This is a genomic window from Bacillus sp. 95MFCvi2.1 (genome assembly GCF_000374965.1).
GTDB classification, from domain to species: domain Bacteria; phylum Bacillota; class Bacilli; order Bacillales; family Bacillaceae_G; genus Bacillus_A; species Bacillus_A pseudomycoides.
In genome coordinates this window covers 23,732-43,045 of the sequence record NZ_KB895692.1, presented here as the reverse complement: position 1 = coordinate 43,045, position 19,314 = coordinate 23,732, and the positions used below count along the sequence as shown (strand labels likewise).

Genomic DNA, 19,314 nt, shown 5'->3' with positions numbered 1-19,314 from the left:
CCCGCTATTTGCAGGCTGTAAGACTCCAGTCTCAAAATTCAGAGAAAAGGGAGGAAGATAGGTGGAGAGGAGAAAAGAAATAGCCATTATCTAATATTTTGTAGCATATTGTCAAGTTTCATCGTTTTTTCACATTTTCGAGGTAACAATTTCTTTAAAAATATTGAATTATACAGGAGAATCGTATAATATAGGCGTTGATAATGATTTATCTACATCTTTGTAGTATAGAATTTGTAAAAATTGCCTACAAATGAAAGTAAGACTCATTTTATGATCATTATACAGTCTTATCTTTGGGAGGAGGTGAATGGCATGAACAAGACAGATTTAATCAATGCTGTTGCAGAAGCAAGTTCCCTTTCTAAAAAGGACGCAACAAAAGCAGTTGACGCTGTTTTTGATTCTATCTTAGAAGCTTTAAAACAAGGTGATAAAGTACAATTGATCGGATTCGGTAACTTCGAAGTTCGTGAGCGTGCGGCTCGTAAAGGACGCAACCCACAAACTGGTGAGGAAATTGAAATCGCTGCAAGTAAAGTACCTGCATTCAAACCTGGTAAAGCGTTAAAAGATGCGGTTAAATAATCCTTACATATTAACAGGGAAGAAGAGTTTCCTTTTTGGAAACTCTTCTTTTTGCTTTTAAAATCATAAATATGCTAGAATGTGTTCGTATCACTTTTAGGTTTTTCGGGAGGGTTAAGCGGATGGCAAAAGTTAACTTAGAACAAATCGAGCAAGCAGTGCGTCTTATTCTAGAGGCAATTGGAGACGATCCAAATCGTGAGGGAGTACTTGATACACCGAAACGTGTTGCGAAAATGTATGCAGAAGTATTTTCAGGTATGCATGAAGATCCAAAGGAGCATTTGCATAAAGTGTTTGGAGAAGAGCACGAGGAGCTTGTATTAGTAAAAGATATTCCATTTTATTCGATGTGTGAGCACCATCTTGTTCCGTTTTACGGAGTTGCTCATGTTGCATATATTCCACGTGGTGGAAAAGTAACAGGTTTAAGTAAATTAGCTCGTACTGTAGATACAATTGCACGTCGTCCACAACTTCAAGAACGTATTACGTCAACAGTGGCTAATTCTATTATGGAAGTGCTAGAACCACATGGTGTTATGGTAGTTGTTGAAGCGGAGCATATGTGTATGACAATGCGCGGTGTGAAAAAGCCTGGTGCAAAAACGGTAACTACAGCAGTGCGCGGTGTGTTAGAAAATGATGCAGCGGCACGTAGCGAAATTTTGTCTTTTATTAAGGCAAAGTAAAGGAAAGCGGGAAACTGCTTTTCTTTTTTATTTATATTATTTTACTTTTGATTCCGGTTGTTTGTAGGAAATACTGTCTGTATCCAACAAAACTAGGTGGGGATTATTGCCTGTGAAATCTAAATTCTTATAATGAGCAAGGAGAAATGAGAATTCCATTTTAATGTGTGTTTATGGAGTGAGAGATATAGTCTTTAAAAAATTACATATATTTTGATAGCTGTCCATAAACTTATAGGTGAATGAGTTTTTGTTTTTTATGCGTATTGTATGAATAGAAATCTAACATATAGTTTATCTTGATTCCCCAAGTTTTGGTTATAGAAAATAGAATGTATGTGTTATAATAGGTTTTATGAATTAGAAAACAAGGGTGATTTTTTGTGTGTGACATCTACGGAGGGTATGCGGATATAAAGGAGCAGTTGCTATCAAAACTGCGCCATCCTTATTTTATAAACTATATTGAAGAACCATTTATTGATGAAGAAAAGGTAGTGCTTTTATACGCTGCTTTAAAAAATGCAAATTTACATAAAGAACAGATTGATCACTATGTTTTAACGATTATGCTTGTACAAATCGCTCTTGATACACATGAAAAAGTATCAAACAAAGCAGATGAAGAAACAAGTGGATTTCATAAGCGTCGTCAGCTTACAGTACTTGCAGGTGATTACTATAGTGGACTGTATTATTATTTACTTTCAATGAATTGTGATATTGTATTAATTCGTGCACTTGCCGAAGGGATTAAAGAAATTAATGAACATAAAATTATGTTATATCAGAGGGCATATGAAACAGCTGATGAAGTAGTCAAAAGTGTTATGACAATCGAATCGGCACTTTTACAAAAAACATGTGATCATTTTCATTTATCACATTGGAAACCGTTTATAGCATATATGCTAGGGAATAAGCGTCTTCAAAAAGAGTATCAATTGCATGCTAAAAGAAAAACTGCACCTGTTTTTCAAGCGGTTCAAGCAACTCTATCAAATGATGATGACAGAAATGTGGAAGCGGTCTTTACAGAGTGGTTGAAAAAAATGGATGAACAAGAAAAATCATTTCTTCAAAGCCATAAAGAAATTGATGAGATAGTTTCCGCTTTAAAAGATAAATTGAAAACATAAGCAATTTTATATTGGAAGAAGGGTAAGCGCATGCAACAATCAAAAGAAGAAAGAGTACATGACGTATTTGAAAAAATCTCTGATAAATACGATGTAATGAATTCAGTTATAAGTTTTCAAAGGCATAAAGCATGGCGAAAAGAAACGATGCGAATTATGGATGTACAACCTGGAAGTAAGGCGTTAGATGTGTGTTGTGGGACTGCTGATTGGACAATTGCACTTGCTAATGCTGTTGGTCCAAACGGAGAGGTACATGGTTTAGACTTCAGTGAAAATATGCTATCTGTCGGTAAAGAAAAGGTAAAGGCATTAGGATTGACGCAAGTGGAGCTTCTGCATGGAAATGCAATGGAACTTCCATTTGAAGATAATACATTTGACTATGTAACAATTGGGTTTGGATTACGTAATGTTCCTGATTATATGCATGTATTAAAAGAAATGACGCGAGTAGTAAAGCCAGGCGGGAAAGTGATTTGTTTAGAAACATCTCAACCAACGATGATTGGTTTTCGCCAGATGTATATTTTATATTTCAAATACATTATGCCTTTGTTTGGCAAAATGTTTGCAAAAAGCTATAAGGAATATTCATGGCTTCAGGAGTCTGCTAGCACATTCCCAGGGATGAAAGAATTAGTGAAGATGTTTGAATCGGCAGGACTTGAGCATGTGCAAGTGAAACCATTTACTTTTGGTGTAGCAGCTATGCACTTAGGATTAAAACCGAAATTAAAATAGAAAAAAGACGTTTTTAGGTTAAGGTGAACAATATGAAGTTACAACTTATGTACTCTTTTTTACGATCGGATATTGATGTAATAGAAAAAGAATTAAAAAAGGTTGTTGCCTCAGAGCAACAACTAATAGAAGAAGCGGCATTACAGCTTATCGAAGCTGGTGGTAAACGAATTCGTCCTGTATTTGTGCTACTTGCGGGGAAATTCGGAGACTACAAGTTAGATGCAATTAAACATGTTGCAGTTGCTCTAGAGCTCATCCATATGGCTTCGCTTGTTCATGATGATGTAATTGACGCAGCGCTCTTACGAAGAAGTAGTGCAACTGTAAATGCAAAATGGGGAGATCGTATTGCGATGTATACGGGAGATTATTTGTTTGCAAAGTCTCTAGAGTGCATTACGAATTTAGAAGTTCCAGAAGCTCACCAGGCATTATCATATACAATTTTGGAAGTGTGTAAGGGTGAAATCGAACAAATTAAGGATAAGTATGATTATAATCAAAATTTAAGAACGTATTTACGACGGATTAAGAGAAAAACAGCATTGTTGATTGCGGCTAGTTGTCAGTTGGGAGCTATTGCTTCTGGGGCAAGTCGTGATACTGTAAATCGTTTGTTTTGGTATGGTTATTTTGTTGGAATGTCGTATCAAATTATTGATGATATTTTAGATTTCGTTTCAACAGAAGAAAAATTAGGAAAACCTGCTGGTGGAGATTTATTGCAAGGAAATGTCACACTTCCAGCTTTGTATGCAATGGAAGATCCAAAGCTTCGTGCAAAAATTGTATCCGTACATGAAAATACAACTGCAAGTGAGATGAAAGAAATTATTCACGATATTAAAACAAGTCCAGCAATTGATCGGGCATTTGCATTTAGTGAACGTTATTTACATAAAGCATTAGAGGTAATAAAACCTTTGCCACGTGGACAGGCAAAATATGCGTTGCAAAATGTTGCAAAGTATATTGGAAAACGAAAATTTTAATGACTTTCTTTTACAAATAAAAAAATCTCTCTATTTCAAAACTATTGCACAATTGTGATAAGGGTGTTAATATGTGTGTGGGGATATACAATTACATACATAATTCAGAAGTGGAGAGATTTTTTATGGAAAAAACATTTCTAATGGTAAAACCAGACGGCGTACAACGTGCCTTCATTGGGGAAATTGTAGCTCGCTTTGAGAAAAAGGGCTTTCAATTAGTTGGTGCGAAATTAATGCAAGTTACTCCAGAAATTGCAGGAAAACATTACGCTGAGCACACAGAAAAACCTTTCTTTGGTGAATTAGTAGATTTCATTACATCTGGTCCTGTTTTTGCAATGGTATGGCAAGGGGAAGGTGTAGTAGATACTGCTCGTAATATGATGGGTAAAACAAGACCTCATGAAGCAGCACTAGGTACAATTCGTGGCGATTTTGGTGTAACAGTTGCGAAAAATATTATCCATGGTTCTGATTCTCTAGAAAGTGCAGAACGTGAGATTGGTATTTTCTTTAAAGAAGAAGAATTAGTAGACTACTCAAAATTAATGAATCAATGGATTTACTAATTATTTTAAAATAATTTGTAAACGCTTTAATTACTGTGGTAATAGTGAAAAGTGCAAGGAGAGTGTAAATACTCTTCTTGCACTTTTTTAGTTTCAAATAGTTTCAAATAGTTACGAAGTAAGGCTCGGTATGATATATTGATACATAAAGTAAAACCTCTATGAAGGAAGAATAACTTTTGAACAAGACATAAAATCTTTCTTTTTAGGTGGAAGAGAGCATTCGCTCATGCGTAGAAGCGGTCAGCCCCTCTTCGTGCTCCATGCCAAGTGAAAACAAAGCGAGAAGTGCGGGTCACCTTTAGTTTTTCATAGCAACGAGTTATATGCTGAAAAAACAAAATGGAGTTATATAGTAGAAAATAGGGAAATCCTATATCTTCACTATATATACATACAACTTGAAAGACGACATAAAATCTTTCTTTTTAGGTGGGAGAGAGCATCCGCTCATGCGTAGAAGCGGTCAGATCCTCATCCTATCATTAATGTGGGATAAAATAATTACAAGAAAAGGGGAATATCCGATGCGATACATCACAGCGGGTGAATCTCATGGTTCGCAGCTTACGACAATTTTAGAAGGTATTCCAGCAGGATTATCTTTAGTAGCAGATGATATAAATGAAGAATTAGCAAGAAGGCAGAAAGGTTACGGACGTGGCAGACGTATGCAGATTGAAAAAGATCAAGCACAAATTGTCAGTGGTGTTAGACATGGACTCACGCTTGGATCTCCAATTGCACTCGTTGTCGAAAATCGAGATTTTACCCATTGGACAAAGATTATGGGAGTAGATCCGTTAACTGAACAAGAAGCAAAAGAAATGAAAAGACAAATTACAAGACCGAGACCTGGTCATGCTGATTTAAATGGTGCAATTAAATATGGACACCGTGATATGAGAAATGTACTTGAACGCTCTTCAGCACGTGAAACAACAGTTCGAGTTGCAGCAGGAGCTGTTGCGAAAAGACTTTTAGCAGAGTTAGGTGTAAAGGTTGCTGGACATGTAATTGAAATTGGCGGTGTGCAGGCAGAAAAGCTTACATATGACTCAATAGAACAACTACAAGAAATTACAGAAGCATCCCCGGTTCGTTGCTTAGATGAGGAAGCATCTAAAAAGATGATGCAGGCAATTGATGATGCAAAAACAAGTGGAGATTCTATTGGTGGAATTGTTGAAGTGATTGTAGAGGGAATGCCAATTGGAGTAGGGAGTTATGTGCATTATGACCGAAAACTCGATGCGAAATTAGCAGCGGCAGTAATGAGTATAAATGCTTTTAAAGGTGTGGAAATTGGCATTGGATTTGAAGCGGCACATAAGCCAGGAAGTCAAGTGCACGATGAAATTCTTTGGGATCAAGAAAAAGGGTATACGAGACGAACAAATCATGCTGGTGGATTAGAAGGTGGCATGACAACAGGTATGCCGGTTGTCGTACGCGGCGTCATGAAACCCATTCCAACGCTATATAAGCCGCTTCAAAGTGTTGATATTGATACGAAAGAATCTTTTTCAGCAAGCATTGAACGTTCTGATAGTTGTGCTGTACCAGCAGCTAGTGTTGTGGCGGAAGCAGTTGTTGCATGGGAACTAGCAGTAGCTCTAGTGGAACAATTTGGAGCAGATCGTATGGATTGTATTCGTGAAAATATTAAGAAACATAATGAATATGCGAGGGAATTTTAATGGAGAAAATACATATTCAGACGCAGTCTAAAGAGTATGATGTATATGTAGGAAAAGATGCGTTGTCACATTTGACAGCGCTTGTTCGAAATATGGAACCGACTGTTTCTAATGTAATGGTCATTTCTGATGAATCTGTCGCATCATTTCATTTAGAAGAAGTTATGGATGCATTGCAAGTAGAAAAACATGTTTTTTCATTTGTTGTTCCAAGTGGAGAGAAAGAAAAATCATTTGAAAACTTTTATGCGGCTCATACGTCAGCGCTTGAAAATGGGATGGATCGACATTCTTTAGTTATTGCACTTGGAGGAGGAATGATCGGTGATTTAGCTGGTTTTGTTGCGGCGACATTTATGCGCGGTATTCGCTTTATTCAAGTTCCAACAACGTTACTGGCACATGACAGCGCAGTTGGTGGAAAAGTTGCCATTAATCACCCTCTAGGAAAAAATATGATCGGAGCGTTTCATCAGCCAGAAGCAGTTCTATATCATACACCATTTTTAAATTCATTACCGGAAAAAGAGTGGCGTTCAGGATTTGCTGAAGCGATTAAACATGCTTTTATCGGTGATGTTGAATTATATCATTGGTTAAAGCGAGAAGTGAAAACATTAGAAGATGTACGGGATGAAAAATTAATTTATATATTACAGCGAGCAATTCCTGTAAAAGCAAATATTGTAGCGCAAGACGAAACTGAAAAAGGTGTGCGTGCTCACTTGAATTTTGGACATACATTAGGACATGCTCTTGAAAAAGAGATGGGGTATGGGAAAATTACTCATGGTGATGGAGTAGCAATTGGTATGTTATTCGCGATATTCTTAAGTGAACAAATTTATAAAGTAGACCTTGGTTATAAGGAAATTAAGCGGTGGTTTTCTCAGTATGGTTATCCACATATGCCAAGGAATCTAAATATAGAACGTCTTGTGCAAGTGATGAAGCAAGATAAAAAAGCGAACGCAGGAATAATTCGTATGGTACTTATGCAGGAATATGGGGTAGTGAATGTCGTATCTATTTCAGATGAGACTGTCCATACTACATTAGAAGCATTCCAAAGAGATGAGGAATCTATTTGATTCGCGCAATTCGCGGCGCGATTACAGTCGAACATAATGAAGCTGAGGAGATATTGACTGCAACAGAGCGTTTAGTGAAGAGAATAGCAAATGACAATGGAATCTATCCGGCTGATATTGTATCGGTGTTAATTTCTACAACAGCTGACATAAATGCATGTTTTCAGGAAGCGACTTGGAAGGCTTTACTTATTACCGGTGATGTGTGTAAAAGAAATAGATGTACCGAATGCTTTGCAGAAGTGTATTCGCGTGATGATGACAGTCACGACAAGACAGTTGCAGCATGAAGTAGAGTGTATGCATGTAGAAAAGGCGATTGTACTGCGGTCTGATCTAGTAAAATGACAGGGGGAATCAAAATGAGAGTAAAAGAGCAATTGTTAACTTTGAAAGCATATGTACCTGGCAAAAACATTGAAGAAGTAAAAAGAGAATATGGATTATCTAAAATTGTAAAATTAGCATCTAATGAAAACCCGTTCGGCTGTTCAAAACGTGTAACGGAAGCTTTAGCTTCATTAAGCACACAATATGCTTTATATCCAGATGGAGCAGCTTTTGAACTTCGTGAAAAAGTAGCCGCACACCTTCATGTGAAACCAGAGCAACTTTTATTTGGTAGCGGTCTGGATGAAGTAATTCAAATGGTTAGTCGCGCTTTATTAGAAAAAGGTACAAATGTTGTGATGGCAAATCCAACATTTTCACAATACTATCACCATGCTGTAATTGAAGGGGCAGAGGTTCGTGAAGTGCCACTTAAGGACGGTATTCATGACTTGGACACGATGCTAAAGCAAATTGATGAACAAACGCAAATCGTATGGATTTGTAATCCGAACAATCCAACAGGAACATATGTAGAAAAGCAAAAATTACTTTCATTTTTAGAGGCGGTTCCGAAGTCAACACTCGTAATTATGGATGAAGCATACTATGAATATGCAGGAGCGAAAGAGTATCCACAAACATTGCCACTTCTTGAAGAGTATGAAAATCTCATGGTGTTACGTACATTTTCAAAAGCATATGGCTTAGCTGCTTTTCGTATTGGTTATGCTGTAGGGAATGAAAAACTCATACAGCAATTAGAAGTAGCAAGATTACCATTTAATACATCAGCTGTTGCACAAGCTGTTGGTTTGGTAGCGATAGAAGATCAAGAATTTTTACAAGAGTGTGTGAAGCAAAATGCTGAAGGATTAAATCAATATTATACGTTCTGTAAGGAGTACGACGTTTTTTACTATCCATCACAAACAAATTTCATATTCTTAAAGCTTGGGATTCCTGGTAATGAAGCATTTGAAAGATTAATGAGAAAAGGGTATATTGTTCGTTCAGGTGCTGCGTTTGGCTTGCCAGATGGTATTCGTATTACTGTTGGTTTAAAAGAAGAGAATGATGAGATTATTGAATTGCTGACGGAACTTGTGAAAGAGCAAAAAAAGAAAGAAGAAACATATTCTTAAGAAAAGGCGCGGCTCCCATTATAGGAGTCGTTTTCTTTAGGCTATACATATTTGCACGATGAAGAAGGAAAGCAGTACAATAAAGATATATACATACAAATTGGAAAACCGCCATAAAACATTTCTTTTTAGGAGGGAGAGAGGATCCGGTCGTGCATAGAAGCGGTCAGAGCTTTTTTCAGTCAGTCCCATGCCAAGTGAAAACAAAGAGAGAAAATGAGTGGGGATCTTCTTTTGTTTTTATAGCCGCGACTTATATGTTGGAAAATCAAAATGGATATATATAGATGATATAGGTGTACAAAAGTATATATTATTTTTAATAGGGGTGATAAAAATGAGGAGACTCATAAGGCGGAAAAATGGTTTGAATGGAACGATTGCTGTGCCTGGAGATAAATCTATTTCACACCGCGCTGTGATGTTTGGAGCGATAGCAGAGGGAACAACAAAAATTTCAAATTTTTTATTAGGAGAAGACTGTTTAAGTACGATTGCTTGCTTTCGGAAATTAGGAATAATGATTGAGCAAGATGGTAACGATGTCATTGTATATGGAAAAGGATTAGCTGGATTACAGGAACCGAAAGAGGTGCTAGATGTAGGGAACTCAGGAACCACTATTCGTCTCATGCTTGGTATTTTAGCGAATGCTCCTTTCCATTGTACTATAATTGGGGATGAATCTATTGGAAAACGTCCTATGAAACGTGTTACAGCCCCTCTTCGTGAAATGGATGCACAAATTGAAGGTCGGGAAGATGGACAATATACGCCGTTGTCGATTCGTGGAGGAAACATAAAAGGTAGACACTATCATTCTCCTGTAGCAAGTGCGCAGGTAAAATCAGCTATTTTACTTGCAGGATTGCAAGGAGAAGGGGTGACATCAGTAACAGAACCGTTACAATCTCGTGATCATACGGAAAGAATGCTGCGTGCATTTGGTTGTGAAGTGAATGTAGAAGGGCGAACTGTTTCTTTACAAGGGGGGCAATCGCTTGTAGGAACGGAGATAGAGGTTCCAGGTGATGTCTCTTCAGCTGCCTTTTTCTTAGTAGCGGGTGCAATTGTACCAAATAGTAAACTTGTATTGAAAAATGTTGGTTTAAATCCAACAAGAACAGGGATTCTGGATGTGTTATCAGAAATGGGAGCGCTTATTTCAATTCGTAATGTTCGAAATGAAGAGTTTGAACCATGTGGAGATATTACAATTGAAACTTCTGAACTGAAAGGAATTGAAATTGGCGGTTCACTTATTCCAAGGTTAATTGATGAAATTCCTATTATTGCTTTACTGGCGACACAGGCGACAGGAACAACAATTATTAAAGATGCAGAGGAGTTAAAAGTAAAAGAAACGAATCGCATCAATACGGTTGTTGATGCGATTCGAAAACTGGGAGCGGAAATTGAAGCGACACCAGATGGTATGATTATTAATGGGAATCAGAAGTTACAAGGGAATATTGTTAATAGTCATGGGGACCATCGCATTGGCATGATGCTTGCAATTGCGTCTTGTATAGCAGAAGGAGAAATGCAAATTGAAAATGGTGATGCAGTTGCTGTATCCTATCCGAATTTTTTTGAGCAGTTAGAATCTCTGTGAAGCAAAAGGATCTTTTCAGTTTGGGAAGATTCTTTTCTGCTTCTTTGAGTTGCTTACATGGCAACAGTTGTTTATGATTAATGAACAGAAGAGAATATTATAAGAATTAAAGGAGACATTTATGCAAAAGTTTGAACAGGCTGTTTCTTATATTGAAAATGGGGAAGCGGAAAAAGGATTAACACAATTAAAAGAATTGGTAAAACAAGGGACAGATGAAGAGAAGTATGATATTGCTCGCTACTATCATACGCTTGGATTTATTGATGAAGCGTTAGCGATTACAGAAGATTTACGTTTGTTATATCCAGAAGAAAGTGAGTTTACAATATTTTTAGCAGAATTATATATTGATTTAGATAAAGAAGATGAGGCAATTGAAGTGCTTCATGATATCTCTGAAGACGATGAACTGTATGTTCAATCTTTACTACTTGTTGCGGATCTATTTCAAATGCAGGGCTTCGATGATGTTGCAGAGCAAAAACTATTAAAAGCAAAAGAAATGATGCCAGAAGAGCCTGTTATTACTTTTGGACTAGCAGAACTTTATAGCAGTAAAGGTGAGGAGCAAAAAGCGATTGCTTATTACCAGTCATTACTTTCTGATCACAAAGTAATGGGAGGTGTTGTAATTGCCCTTCGCTTAGCTGAAACGCTAAGTGCAATTGGAAACTGGGAAGAAGCAATTACGTATTATGAAGAAGGATTAGAAGAACAAAAAGATATTCATTCTTTATTTGGGTATGCATTTACACTTTATCAAGGTGAAGAGTATCAAAGGTCGATTGGAGCTTGGAAAGAATTAAAAGAACTAGACCCAGAATATGCATCCTTATATATGTATTTGGCTAAATGTTATGAAAAAGAAGGAATGCTTCAAGAAAGCTATGAAACACTTCATGAAGGAATTAAAATTGATGAATTATCTGTGCCTCTTTATGTAGAACTTGCAAATATTGCAGCGAAGATAGGGAAATTAGCAGAAGCAGAAGAATTGCTTCAAAAAGCATTACAGATTGATCCAGGACATTTAGGTGCGATATTAAAATATGCATATATCTTAAAAGAACAAGAGAAATATGAAGAACTAATTGTTGTTGTAGAAAATGCAATGGATAGTGGAGAACAAGATACACAATTACTTTGGGATCTGGCATTTGGGAAAAAACAATTAGAAATGTATTCTGATGCATTAAAGCACTATGAGAGTGCATATACTTCTTTTAAGAATCATCCGGATTTCTTGGAAGAGTACGGTTATTTCCTATTAGAAGAAGGGTTGCGAAAAGAAGCGAAAGAAGTATTTACACGCTTACTACAACTGGATCCAACACAAATTCACATCGAAGAATTGTTATATAATTTAGAGGATTTTTCATAAGTTGGAAGGAAAGTGAATGCTGCTTCTTGAATCTAAATAAGAAAAGAGAAAGACAGAGGAGGGACTGAGCGCTATGAATACCCCTGTTTCTGTAAACGAGAAGAAGGATTTTGTAAAATGGTTTTTAAACAATTATCAACTGAAACAGCGTGAATGTGTATGGATTTTAAATTATTTAATGAGTCATGATCAATTAATGCACAAAGTCCACTTCGTAGAACATGCAAAATATTGCCCTCGTGGTTTAGTGATGTCAGCAAATTGTGTGAAAGATACACCGTTTCACTTCTTTAAACAAAATGTTATGACGACGGATGCAGAAAAATCATTTCATGACATTCGTTTAAATCGAGATGAGGATATTTATATTCAACTTAATTTTAAATCATCGTTCCAAAATGCAAATTATGTAGCAGTATTAGAAGAAAATCCGTACTTGCCAAAGCATATTGAAGTAAATGAAAAAGATCGTTTACTTGCAGAACGATTTTTAGAAGAGAGTGTATTTTCATTTCGAAGAGATCGACTTTTAAAGCAAATTGATGAAGCGCTGGACAATCAAGATAAGGAAGCTTTTTGTAAGTTAACAGAGGAATTGAAAAGTTTGTAGGGAATGATAATTTTCTTTAATTTTGACAAATTTCTAACTATTTAAAGAAAAACTACCTAATATAGGTAGTTTTTCTTTTTTTACCTGTTTTAGTATGGTTTAATAGATATAAAGTGAAAGTTCTGTCATTTAGAATGAGATAATGGGCAAAGGAGGGAATTATGATGAAATGGGCTGTAAAAGATGCGGAGCAATTTGAACAAGCTAGAGAGTATGTGGATACTGGTATTATACCCCTTCTTTCTATTTCAGTAGCAAAAGAAATGAAGAGTGTTGTAGCGCAAGGGGAATTTATTGAAACTTTAAGCATGGAGTTAGAAAGAGAATATAAAGGAAGAGTGCTTTTGTTACCGCCGTTTACGTACTTAACGGAGCAGCAAAAGCAAGAGAAAGGGCGTTTACAAGATTGGACAAGTCATTTGCAGGAGCAAGGATTGAAACATATTGCTTATGTTACAAGTGACTTTGCATGGAAAGAGGGTGTAGATACGTTACCAGGTCATTTGTTTTGGTTACCTGCTTTATCGCTAGAGGAATTTAGTGATCAAGCGAAAAGAGAAGTAATTCATGCGCATGTAAAAAATATAATGGAATTATTGACAGAAAAGTGGGAAAATAAAAAATAAGCAGATAGTTCTTATGATTATGAGTAGTATGATATTGACCTGCGCATGTGGGTATTATATCATGATAGTGTCCTAGTTTTTATTTTTTTATACTGTTTTGTCACGAGGGGACAATTTCTGATAGAGGGGGGAAATTTTCGTGAGCGAGAAAGAACATCGTGTGTCAAGAAGACAATTTTTAAACTACACGCTTACAGGTGTAGGAGGTTTTATGGCAGCTGGAATTTTAATGCCAATGACGCGCTTTGCACTTGATCCAGTTTTAAGGAAAGAAGCGGGGGGAGAGATGGTTGCTGTTGCGCAAGTTAAAGAGATTACAACAGAACCAAAACGCTTTGACTTTAAGGTAAAGCAGGTTGATGGATGGTACAAGTCCGAAGAACCAAAATCTGCTTGGGTGCATAAAGATGAAAGCGGAGACATTGTAGCGTTTTCTCCAGTGTGTAAACATTTAGGGTGTACGGTTAACTGGAATTCAGACAAGTCGCATCCTAATCAATTTTTTTGCCCATGTCACGGGGGACGTTACACAAAAGATGGCATAAACATAAAGGGAACGCCGCCTCTTGCTCCACTTGATGTGTATGAATCCAAAGTGAAGGATGGAACGCTTTATTTAGGAAAAGCAAAGCCAAGAGGGGGTGCGAAATAGATGTTAAATAAAATTTATGATTGGGTGGACGAACGGTTAGATATTACACCGATATGGCGTGATATTGCCGACCATGAAGTACCCGAACATGTAAATCCAGCACATCACTTTTCTGCATTCGTCTACTGCTTTGGAGGACTTACGTTTTTTGTTACTGTAATTCAAATTTTGTCAGGAATGTTTTTAACAATGTATTATGTACCGGATATTAAAAATGCTTGGGAATCGGTTTATTATTTACAAAATGAAGTTGCGTATGGACAAATTGTACGTGGCATGCACCATTGGGGTGCCAGCCTTGTAATTGTAATGATGTTTTTACATACACTTAGGGTTTTCTTCCAAGGTGCATATAAGAAACCTCGTGAATTAAATTGGATTGTCGGTGTTCTTATTTTCTTTGTTATGCTAGGTCTTGGTTTTACCGGATATTTATTACCATGGGATATGAAAGCGTTATTTGCAACAAAAGTAGGGATTCAAATTGCGGAGCAAACACCGCTTATCGGTCCTTATATTAAAACATTACTTGCTGGTCACTCCGAAATTGTCGGGGCTCAAACATTAACTCGCTTCTTTGCTATTCACGTCTTCTTCTTACCAGCAGCACTTCTAGGCTTAATGGCCTTCCACTTCATCATGATTCGCAAACAAGGTATTTCTGGTCCGCTATAAGTAAGAGATTGCTAATTTGAAAGAATAGGAGAAAAACTGAATTGAAGGAGGGAGATTATGCATCGCGGCAAAGGGATGAAGTTTGTGGGAGATTCACGAGTACCTGTAGCACGTAAACCGAATATCCCGAAAGATTATTCTGAATATCCAGGGAAAACAGAAGCGTTTTGGCCGAACTTCTTGTTGAAAGAATGGATGGTTGGTGCGGTTTTTTTAATCGGTTATTTATGTTTAACGGTGGCGCACCCGTCGCCACTTGAGAGAATGGCGGATCCTACAGATGCAGGATATATACCACTTCCAGACTGGTATTTCTTATTTCTGTATCAGCTTTTAAAGTACTCATATGCATCAGGCTCATTTACTGTAATCGGCGCGTTTATTATGCCAGGGATTGCATTTGGAGCATTACTATTGGCGCCATTTCTCGATCGAGGTCCTGAAAGACGTCCATTGAAACGGCCAGTTGCAACTGGATTCATGCTTTTAGCAATTGCTTCTATCATCTTTTTAACATGGGAGTCTGTGGCACATCATGACTGGGAAGCTGCCAAAAAACAAGGTGCAATTGTGAAAACGACACCAGTAGATAAAAATGATGAAGGTTATAAATTGATGCAAAAAAATACATGTTTAACATGTCATGGTGATAACTTGCAAGGTGGTGCAGCGGCGCCAGCGCTGCAGAATTTAACGTTAAAACCAGAAGAAATTGCAAAGATTGCGAAAGATGGAAAAGGTGCGATGCCTAAAGGAGTATTTAAGGGCACAGATGAAGAGTTGAAGAAGCTCTCAGAATTTATTACGAAATATAATAAAAAATAATTGAAGGCTGACTACGAATTTGTAGTCAGCTTTTCTGTTTGTAACACAAAGTTTGCTATAATAAAAGCATAGCGTTTTAGAGAATAAAAAAGTTACTTTGTTTGAAAGGTGTTGTATATACATATTGGTCTACGTGTATGCGTTATTAAGACAGCGTTCGGTTTTACTACTTTTGTTCATCATTAACATTTTAGGGACAATATATGGTTTTATTTGGTATGGAGATCAACTGATGGAAACTTCATTGATATTCTGGCCATTTGTTCCTGATAGTCCTATTGCAAGTTTCTTCTTTGTTTTTGTATTACTGGCCTTTTTGTGTAATAAAAATTGGGGACTAATAGAAGCTTTGGCAATCGTTTCCTTAATGAAATATGGCATTTGGGCTGTTGTTGTAAATGGCATTGTGTTTATGGCTAAGGGCAATCTTGAGTTTATAAGTTATATGTTGGTACTTTCTCATTTTGCAATGGCTATACAAGGTTTATTATATGCCCCGTTTTACCGTATAAAAAAGTGGCATTTTATTGTAGCAGGTATATGGACGTTACATAATGATGTAATCGACTATTTGTTTTGGCAAATGCCGAGATATGGTATTATGCATTTGTTTGTAGAACAGATTGGTTACTTTACATTTTGGTTAAGTATTGTTGTATTAGCTATTACATACTATTATTGTTTGAGAAAAAATCGAAAACAGTTTTCGTTATGAAATTAAATGAGGAATTGGAGAAAGAAAATGAATAAAAATAAGATAGGTGTAAGAATATTCGATCGTTTGATAACTACTATTGTCTCATACTGTATAGCATTTTCTATTTTTGCTATTGCAACTACAATTGTTGTATATGGGAAATGGTTATATTATGCAGATATACATTTTTTAAATATACCAGATTTAGCAAATATGACAGAATCAGAAATTAAGAAGAACTATGATGTACTGATGACATACCTTTCTCCTTTTTATCATGAATCATTACAATTGCCTACACTAGATATGTCAACAAATGGAAGGATTCATTTTGTTGATGTGAAAAATATTTTAGTGAAGATTCAATACGGGATGTGTATGGCGCTCAGTATTGCTTTATTGGGCGGGGGGTATTTATTGCGTAAACGAAAGATGAAGTTTTTATTACATGGCGCAATTTTGACCATTATATTTCCGATTGCGCTTACTTTGCCTATTGCAATTAATTTTGAAAAGAGTTTTGTACTATTCCATAAACTTCTTTTTAGCAATGATTATTGGCAATTTGATAGTGAAACAGATCCTATTATTTTAATGCTACCAGAACAGTTTTTTATGCATGCAGCATGTGTAATTTTAATATTGATTTTATGTGGGAGTGCTTTTTGTTATTGTATGTATAGATATTTATTAAAAAAGCGGAAGTCTTCAATGGAAAATCTTTATTCATAAAATATTTTTCGGTTTCGTTCTGTTCTATTCTTGTCCACCTTAACATATTTTGTACTAGTAGTTATAGGGGGGACCGGAATGAAGAGAGTCTTAATTGGAATGATAGCATTTCTGATTATATTGTTTCCAGTACGTATATACGCTGAAAAATGGAATGAGTTAACGGGGCTATTAGATGATTCCTTGCAACTTGTAAAACAAGAAGAATATAAGAAAGCAACGCAAGTATTGCAACATTTTTCAGAACAATTTGTATTGCGGGAGAATGAAAAGGAAAATAAACTAACACCCATGCATTTTCGGGTAATCTCTTTAGCGTATGACAGGGCACAGCGATCGCTTGAGGAAGAAAGTTTGGAGCAGCAAATAAAAATAGATGATGTATTGGCACTACAATTGGTGGTAGATGCGGAAGTATCTAAGTATCAACCGCTTTGGATAGAACGAGAAGGACGTGTTATGGGGGCTTTTGCTAAAGTTGAAAAGGCACTTCAAACAGAAGATGATGAACGATTCCAACAATCATTAAATACATTTTTGCATGAATTTGATGTGATTTATCCAAGTTTAATGATTGCATTGCCGGAAAATCAATCACAGCGTGTAAATGCGCATTTATCGTATTTGGATGAATTCCGTAATGTGATGTTAAAAAATAAAAGTGGACAAATGCAAGTAGGGATTATAAAAGGAGATTTACAAAAAATATTTCAAACAGCAAAGAAAGATGAAGTGGACTCTTCTCTCATATGGTTTATGACAATTACAGGTGGACTTATTTTCTTTACATTAACGTACGTCGGTTGGAGAAAATATAAGGGAGAGAAAGCGAAGCGTACCAGTGGGATACATTCTAAAAATCGATAAGATCACTAATATAGACAAGGATTGTAAGGTTTCTTTATTGACAATATATAAAGAAGAAAATAGAATGGATAGTACTATAATTACGACTTCAATGGAGGTTCATAATGGCTTTTTATTTAGTTTATTTCGCGATCATTATGATCATACCGTTGTATGCACAGTCAAAAGTACGCAGTGCTTATAGCAAATATTCACAGGTGTATTCAACATCGGGTATGACAGGAGCGGAAGTAGCTCGAAAAATTTTAGATGAAAATGGTTTGTATAACGTAGCTGTAGAAGAAACACCAGGGCATTTGTCAGACCACTATGACCCAACAGCCAAAACGGTTCGATTGTCAACTGATAACTATTATGGTCATTCAGTTGCTGGAACAGCTGTAGCAGCTCATGAAGTAGGGCATGCGATTCAAGATGCGAAAGATTATAAGTTTATGCGTTTTCGTCATTCTTTAGTTCCAGTTGCAAGCTTCGGATCGAACATGTCATGGGTGTTCATTATGATTGGTATATTTGCATCGATGACAAAGCTATTGTTACTAGGGATTATTTTAATGGCAGCAGGTGTAGTTTTCCAGCTCGTTACATTGCCGGTTGAGTTTGATGCTTCAAAACGCGCAATGCAGCAAATTGAAGCACTTGGAATTGTATCAACAGACGAATATGGGCAAGCACGTAAAGTATTAAATGCAGCAGCTTTAACATATGTTGCAGCGGCGGCAGTAGCGGTATTTGAATTGCTTCGTCTAGTATTAGTTTATACAGGGATGCAGCGTAGCGATGATTAAAGACTATCGATTTCGATAGTCTTTTTCTTTATCCCGCTATTTGTGGACAGTAAGACTCAAGCCTTAAGTTTCAGAGAGAAGCGATGAATTTTGTTTTATAATTTGTTTATTATTGTAAATTGATAACAAGTAGCATAATGAAATTTAAAGAGCAAGTTATAATAGTAAGAAGCATAGGTAAAGTGATTATGAGTGAAGGTGATGGAAATGCAATATCCAGATTCATTAGTACTGCATGTGAAAAAACTTAGTGCTCCCTATCCATTAGAAGGTTTTTTATGTGGACAAGGTCCTGAAAAGCCGAAACTAATGCTTGTTGGAGAAGCGCCAGGAGAAACAGAAATTCATAATGGCATTCCGTTTAGTGGAAGAGCAGGTAAGGAGTTAATGGGATTTTTAGAACGTATCGGCCTTACAAGGGAAGAAGTATATATTACGAGCACTGTACGTAGCCGGCCTTATATATGGAGAGAGAAAAGAGAGCGGAGCGGGCAAGTTGCTCAGAAGAAATATAATCGAACTCCAAATCAGGGAGAAATACTTATACATGCTCCTTTGTTAGATTATGAGATGGAGCACGTGCAAGCACCGGTTATTGTCACACTTGGAAATATTGCATTAAAGCGTTTAGTGGGACCAGATAAAAAAATTACTGATGTTCATGGACAATTATTGCAGCAGCCAGTACGAAGACTAAAAAATAATCAAAGTACAGATTTTATATGGACCGAGAAGATATATAATATTTTTCCGACATTTCATCCAGCATCAATTTTTTATAATAGAGGCTTGTTGGATTTGATTTATGAGGATTTAGAAAAATTAGGGAAGTATATATAGTAGAAGT

Annotated in this window: 21 protein-coding genes and 1 pseudogene; all 22 read left to right on the top strand. The window is 36.5% G+C overall.

Going from position 1 to position 19,314, the window contains the following annotated elements; all coding sequences use genetic code 11:
• The first annotated feature begins 315 nt into the window (after positions 1 to 315).
• The 22 genes and pseudogenes from C568_RS0105740 (at position 316) to C568_RS0105635 (ending at position 19,307) form a co-directional block, all read left to right on the top strand.
• The gene (locus C568_RS0105740; RefSeq protein ID WP_001043860.1) at positions 316 to 588 is read left to right on the top strand and encodes an HU family DNA-binding protein; all 273 of its coding nucleotides are present in this window, start codon (positions 316 to 318) and stop codon (positions 586 to 588) included.
• Between the two features lie 122 nt (positions 589 to 710).
• The gene (gene folE, locus C568_RS0105735) at positions 711 to 1,280 is read left to right on the top strand and encodes a GTP cyclohydrolase I FolE (protein WP_003206523.1); all 570 of its coding nucleotides are present in this window, start codon (positions 711 to 713) and stop codon (positions 1,278 to 1,280) included.
• Positions 1,281 to 1,663: 383 nt separating this feature from the next.
• Complete coding sequence (locus tag C568_RS0105730; protein ID WP_006094290.1) at positions 1,664 to 2,419, top strand: heptaprenyl diphosphate synthase component 1; 756 nt, start codon at positions 1,664 to 1,666, stop codon at positions 2,417 to 2,419.
• 30 nt (positions 2,420 to 2,449) lie between these two features.
• Positions 2,450 to 3,163 carry a demethylmenaquinone methyltransferase gene (locus tag C568_RS0105725; protein ID WP_006094292.1) on the top strand — a complete coding sequence of 238 codons (714 nt, stop codon included), beginning with the start codon at positions 2,450 to 2,452 and terminating at the stop codon, positions 3,161 to 3,163.
• A 32-nt stretch (positions 3,164 to 3,195) separates the two neighbouring features.
• A complete protein-coding gene (gene hepT, locus C568_RS0105720) occupies positions 3,196 to 4,158 on the top strand; it encodes a heptaprenyl diphosphate synthase component II (protein WP_018780988.1) in 963 nt (320 codons plus the stop codon).
• A gap of 125 nt (positions 4,159 to 4,283) precedes the next feature.
• Positions 4,284 to 4,730: a nucleoside-diphosphate kinase gene (ndk, locus tag C568_RS0105715; RefSeq protein WP_003206516.1), complete on the top strand. Its 447-nt coding sequence runs from the start codon at positions 4,284 to 4,286 to the stop codon at positions 4,728 to 4,730.
• Positions 4,731 to 5,257: 527 nt separating this feature from the next.
• Positions 5,258 to 6,430, top strand: coding sequence for a chorismate synthase (gene aroC / locus C568_RS0105710; protein ID WP_018780987.1), 1,173 nt, complete (start codon positions 5,258 to 5,260; stop codon positions 6,428 to 6,430).
• Entirely contained in the window at positions 6,430 to 7,521 is a 1,092-nt protein-coding gene (gene aroB, locus C568_RS0105705) for a 3-dehydroquinate synthase (protein WP_018780986.1), read from the top strand. The genes aroC and aroB overlap by 1 nt, the downstream gene beginning before the upstream one ends.
• Positions 7,518 to 7,869: pseudogene (gene aroH, locus C568_RS36205) on the top strand (chorismate mutase). The gene aroB and the pseudogene aroH overlap by 4 nt, the downstream one beginning before the upstream one ends.
• Positions 7,870 to 7,883: 14 nt before the next feature.
• Positions 7,884 to 8,996: a histidinol-phosphate transaminase gene (gene hisC / locus C568_RS0105695; RefSeq protein WP_018780985.1), complete on the top strand. Its 1,113-nt coding sequence runs from the start codon at positions 7,884 to 7,886 to the stop codon at positions 8,994 to 8,996.
• Positions 8,997 to 9,327: 331 nt separating this feature from the next.
• Positions 9,328 to 10,611: a 3-phosphoshikimate 1-carboxyvinyltransferase gene (gene aroA / locus C568_RS0105690; RefSeq protein WP_419763029.1), complete on the top strand. Its 1,284-nt coding sequence runs from the start codon at positions 9,328 to 9,330 to the stop codon at positions 10,609 to 10,611.
• Between the two features lie 121 nt (positions 10,612 to 10,732).
• The gene (locus C568_RS0105685; RefSeq protein ID WP_018780983.1) at positions 10,733 to 11,995 is read left to right on the top strand and encodes a tetratricopeptide repeat protein; all 1,263 of its coding nucleotides are present in this window, start codon (positions 10,733 to 10,735) and stop codon (positions 11,993 to 11,995) included.
• A 73-nt stretch (positions 11,996 to 12,068) separates the two neighbouring features.
• Positions 12,069 to 12,605 (top strand): ReoY family proteolytic degradation factor, encoded by a 537-nt coding sequence (locus C568_RS0105680; protein ID WP_003206504.1) that lies wholly within the window; start codon positions 12,069 to 12,071, stop codon positions 12,603 to 12,605.
• A 164-nt stretch (positions 12,606 to 12,769) separates the two neighbouring features.
• Positions 12,770 to 13,231 (top strand): YpiF family protein, encoded by a 462-nt coding sequence (locus tag C568_RS0105675; RefSeq protein ID WP_018764280.1) that lies wholly within the window; start codon positions 12,770 to 12,772, stop codon positions 13,229 to 13,231.
• A gap of 139 nt (positions 13,232 to 13,370) precedes the next feature.
• Positions 13,371 to 13,883 (top strand): menaquinol-cytochrome c reductase iron-sulfur subunit, encoded by a 513-nt coding sequence (gene qcrA, locus C568_RS0105670; RefSeq protein ID WP_003196349.1) that lies wholly within the window; start codon positions 13,371 to 13,373, stop codon positions 13,881 to 13,883.
• Positions 13,884 to 14,558: a menaquinol-cytochrome c reductase cytochrome b subunit gene (qcrB, locus tag C568_RS0105665; protein WP_000932700.1), complete on the top strand. Its 675-nt coding sequence runs from the start codon at positions 13,884 to 13,886 to the stop codon at positions 14,556 to 14,558.
• Positions 14,559 to 14,615: 57 nt separating this feature from the next.
• A complete protein-coding gene (gene qcrC, locus C568_RS0105660; protein WP_003206500.1) occupies positions 14,616 to 15,383 on the top strand; it encodes a menaquinol-cytochrome c reductase cytochrome b/c subunit in 768 nt (255 codons plus the stop codon).
• A 124-nt stretch (positions 15,384 to 15,507) separates the two neighbouring features.
• Entirely contained in the window at positions 15,508 to 16,098 is a 591-nt protein-coding gene (locus C568_RS0105655; protein WP_029426955.1) for a DUF1405 domain-containing protein, read from the top strand.
• A gap of 27 nt (positions 16,099 to 16,125) precedes the next feature.
• Complete coding sequence (lit, locus tag C568_RS0105650; protein WP_018780981.1) at positions 16,126 to 16,812, top strand: lipoprotein intramolecular transacylase Lit; 687 nt, start codon at positions 16,126 to 16,128, stop codon at positions 16,810 to 16,812.
• Positions 16,813 to 16,890: 78 nt separating this feature from the next.
• Positions 16,891 to 17,679 carry a sporulation protein YpjB gene (gene ypjB / locus C568_RS0105645; RefSeq protein WP_018780980.1) on the top strand — a complete coding sequence of 263 codons (789 nt, stop codon included), beginning with the start codon at positions 16,891 to 16,893 and terminating at the stop codon, positions 17,677 to 17,679.
• 104 nt (positions 17,680 to 17,783) lie between these two features.
• Entirely contained in the window at positions 17,784 to 18,467 is a 684-nt protein-coding gene (locus tag C568_RS0105640; protein ID WP_018764284.1) for a zinc metallopeptidase, read from the top strand.
• 201 nt (positions 18,468 to 18,668) lie between these two features.
• On the top strand, positions 18,669 to 19,307 hold the full coding sequence (locus C568_RS0105635) for a uracil-DNA glycosylase (protein ID WP_018780979.1): 639 nt from the start codon (positions 18,669 to 18,671) through the stop codon (positions 19,305 to 19,307).
• Positions 19,308 to 19,314 lie beyond the last annotated feature (7 nt).

Excerpts from the sequence above, each read along its gene's own strand:
- C568_RS0105740 (WP_001043860.1), top strand. The coding sequence starts at position 316 with ATGAACAAGACAGATTTAATCAATGCTGTTGCAGAAGCAAGTTCCCTT.
- folE (WP_003206523.1), top strand. The coding sequence starts at position 711 with ATGGCAAAAGTTAACTTAGAACAAATCGAGCAAGCAGTGCGTCTTATT.
- C568_RS0105725 (WP_006094292.1), top strand. The coding sequence starts at position 2,450 with ATGCAACAATCAAAAGAAGAAAGAGTACATGACGTATTTGAAAAAATC.
- hepT (WP_018780988.1), top strand. The coding sequence starts at position 3,196 with ATGAAGTTACAACTTATGTACTCTTTTTTACGATCGGATATTGATGTA.
- ndk (WP_003206516.1), top strand. The coding sequence starts at position 4,284 with ATGGAAAAAACATTTCTAATGGTAAAACCAGACGGCGTACAACGTGCC.
- aroC (WP_018780987.1), top strand. The coding sequence starts at position 5,258 with ATGCGATACATCACAGCGGGTGAATCTCATGGTTCGCAGCTTACGACA.
- aroB (WP_018780986.1), top strand. The coding sequence starts at position 6,430 with ATGGAGAAAATACATATTCAGACGCAGTCTAAAGAGTATGATGTATAT.
- hisC (WP_018780985.1), top strand. The coding sequence starts at position 7,884 with ATGAGAGTAAAAGAGCAATTGTTAACTTTGAAAGCATATGTACCTGGC.
- C568_RS0105685 (WP_018780983.1), top strand. The coding sequence starts at position 10,733 with ATGCAAAAGTTTGAACAGGCTGTTTCTTATATTGAAAATGGGGAAGCG.
- C568_RS0105680 (WP_003206504.1), top strand. The coding sequence starts at position 12,069 with ATGAATACCCCTGTTTCTGTAAACGAGAAGAAGGATTTTGTAAAATGG.
- C568_RS0105675 (WP_018764280.1), top strand. The coding sequence starts at position 12,770 with ATGAAATGGGCTGTAAAAGATGCGGAGCAATTTGAACAAGCTAGAGAG.
- qcrB (WP_000932700.1), top strand. The coding sequence starts at position 13,884 with ATGTTAAATAAAATTTATGATTGGGTGGACGAACGGTTAGATATTACA.
- qcrC (WP_003206500.1), top strand. The coding sequence starts at position 14,616 with ATGCATCGCGGCAAAGGGATGAAGTTTGTGGGAGATTCACGAGTACCT.
- lit (WP_018780981.1), top strand. The coding sequence starts at position 16,126 with ATGAATAAAAATAAGATAGGTGTAAGAATATTCGATCGTTTGATAACT.
- ypjB (WP_018780980.1), top strand. The coding sequence starts at position 16,891 with ATGAAGAGAGTCTTAATTGGAATGATAGCATTTCTGATTATATTGTTT.
- C568_RS0105640 (WP_018764284.1), top strand. The coding sequence starts at position 17,784 with ATGGCTTTTTATTTAGTTTATTTCGCGATCATTATGATCATACCGTTG.
- C568_RS0105635 (WP_018780979.1), top strand. The coding sequence starts at position 18,669 with ATGGAAATGCAATATCCAGATTCATTAGTACTGCATGTGAAAAAACTT.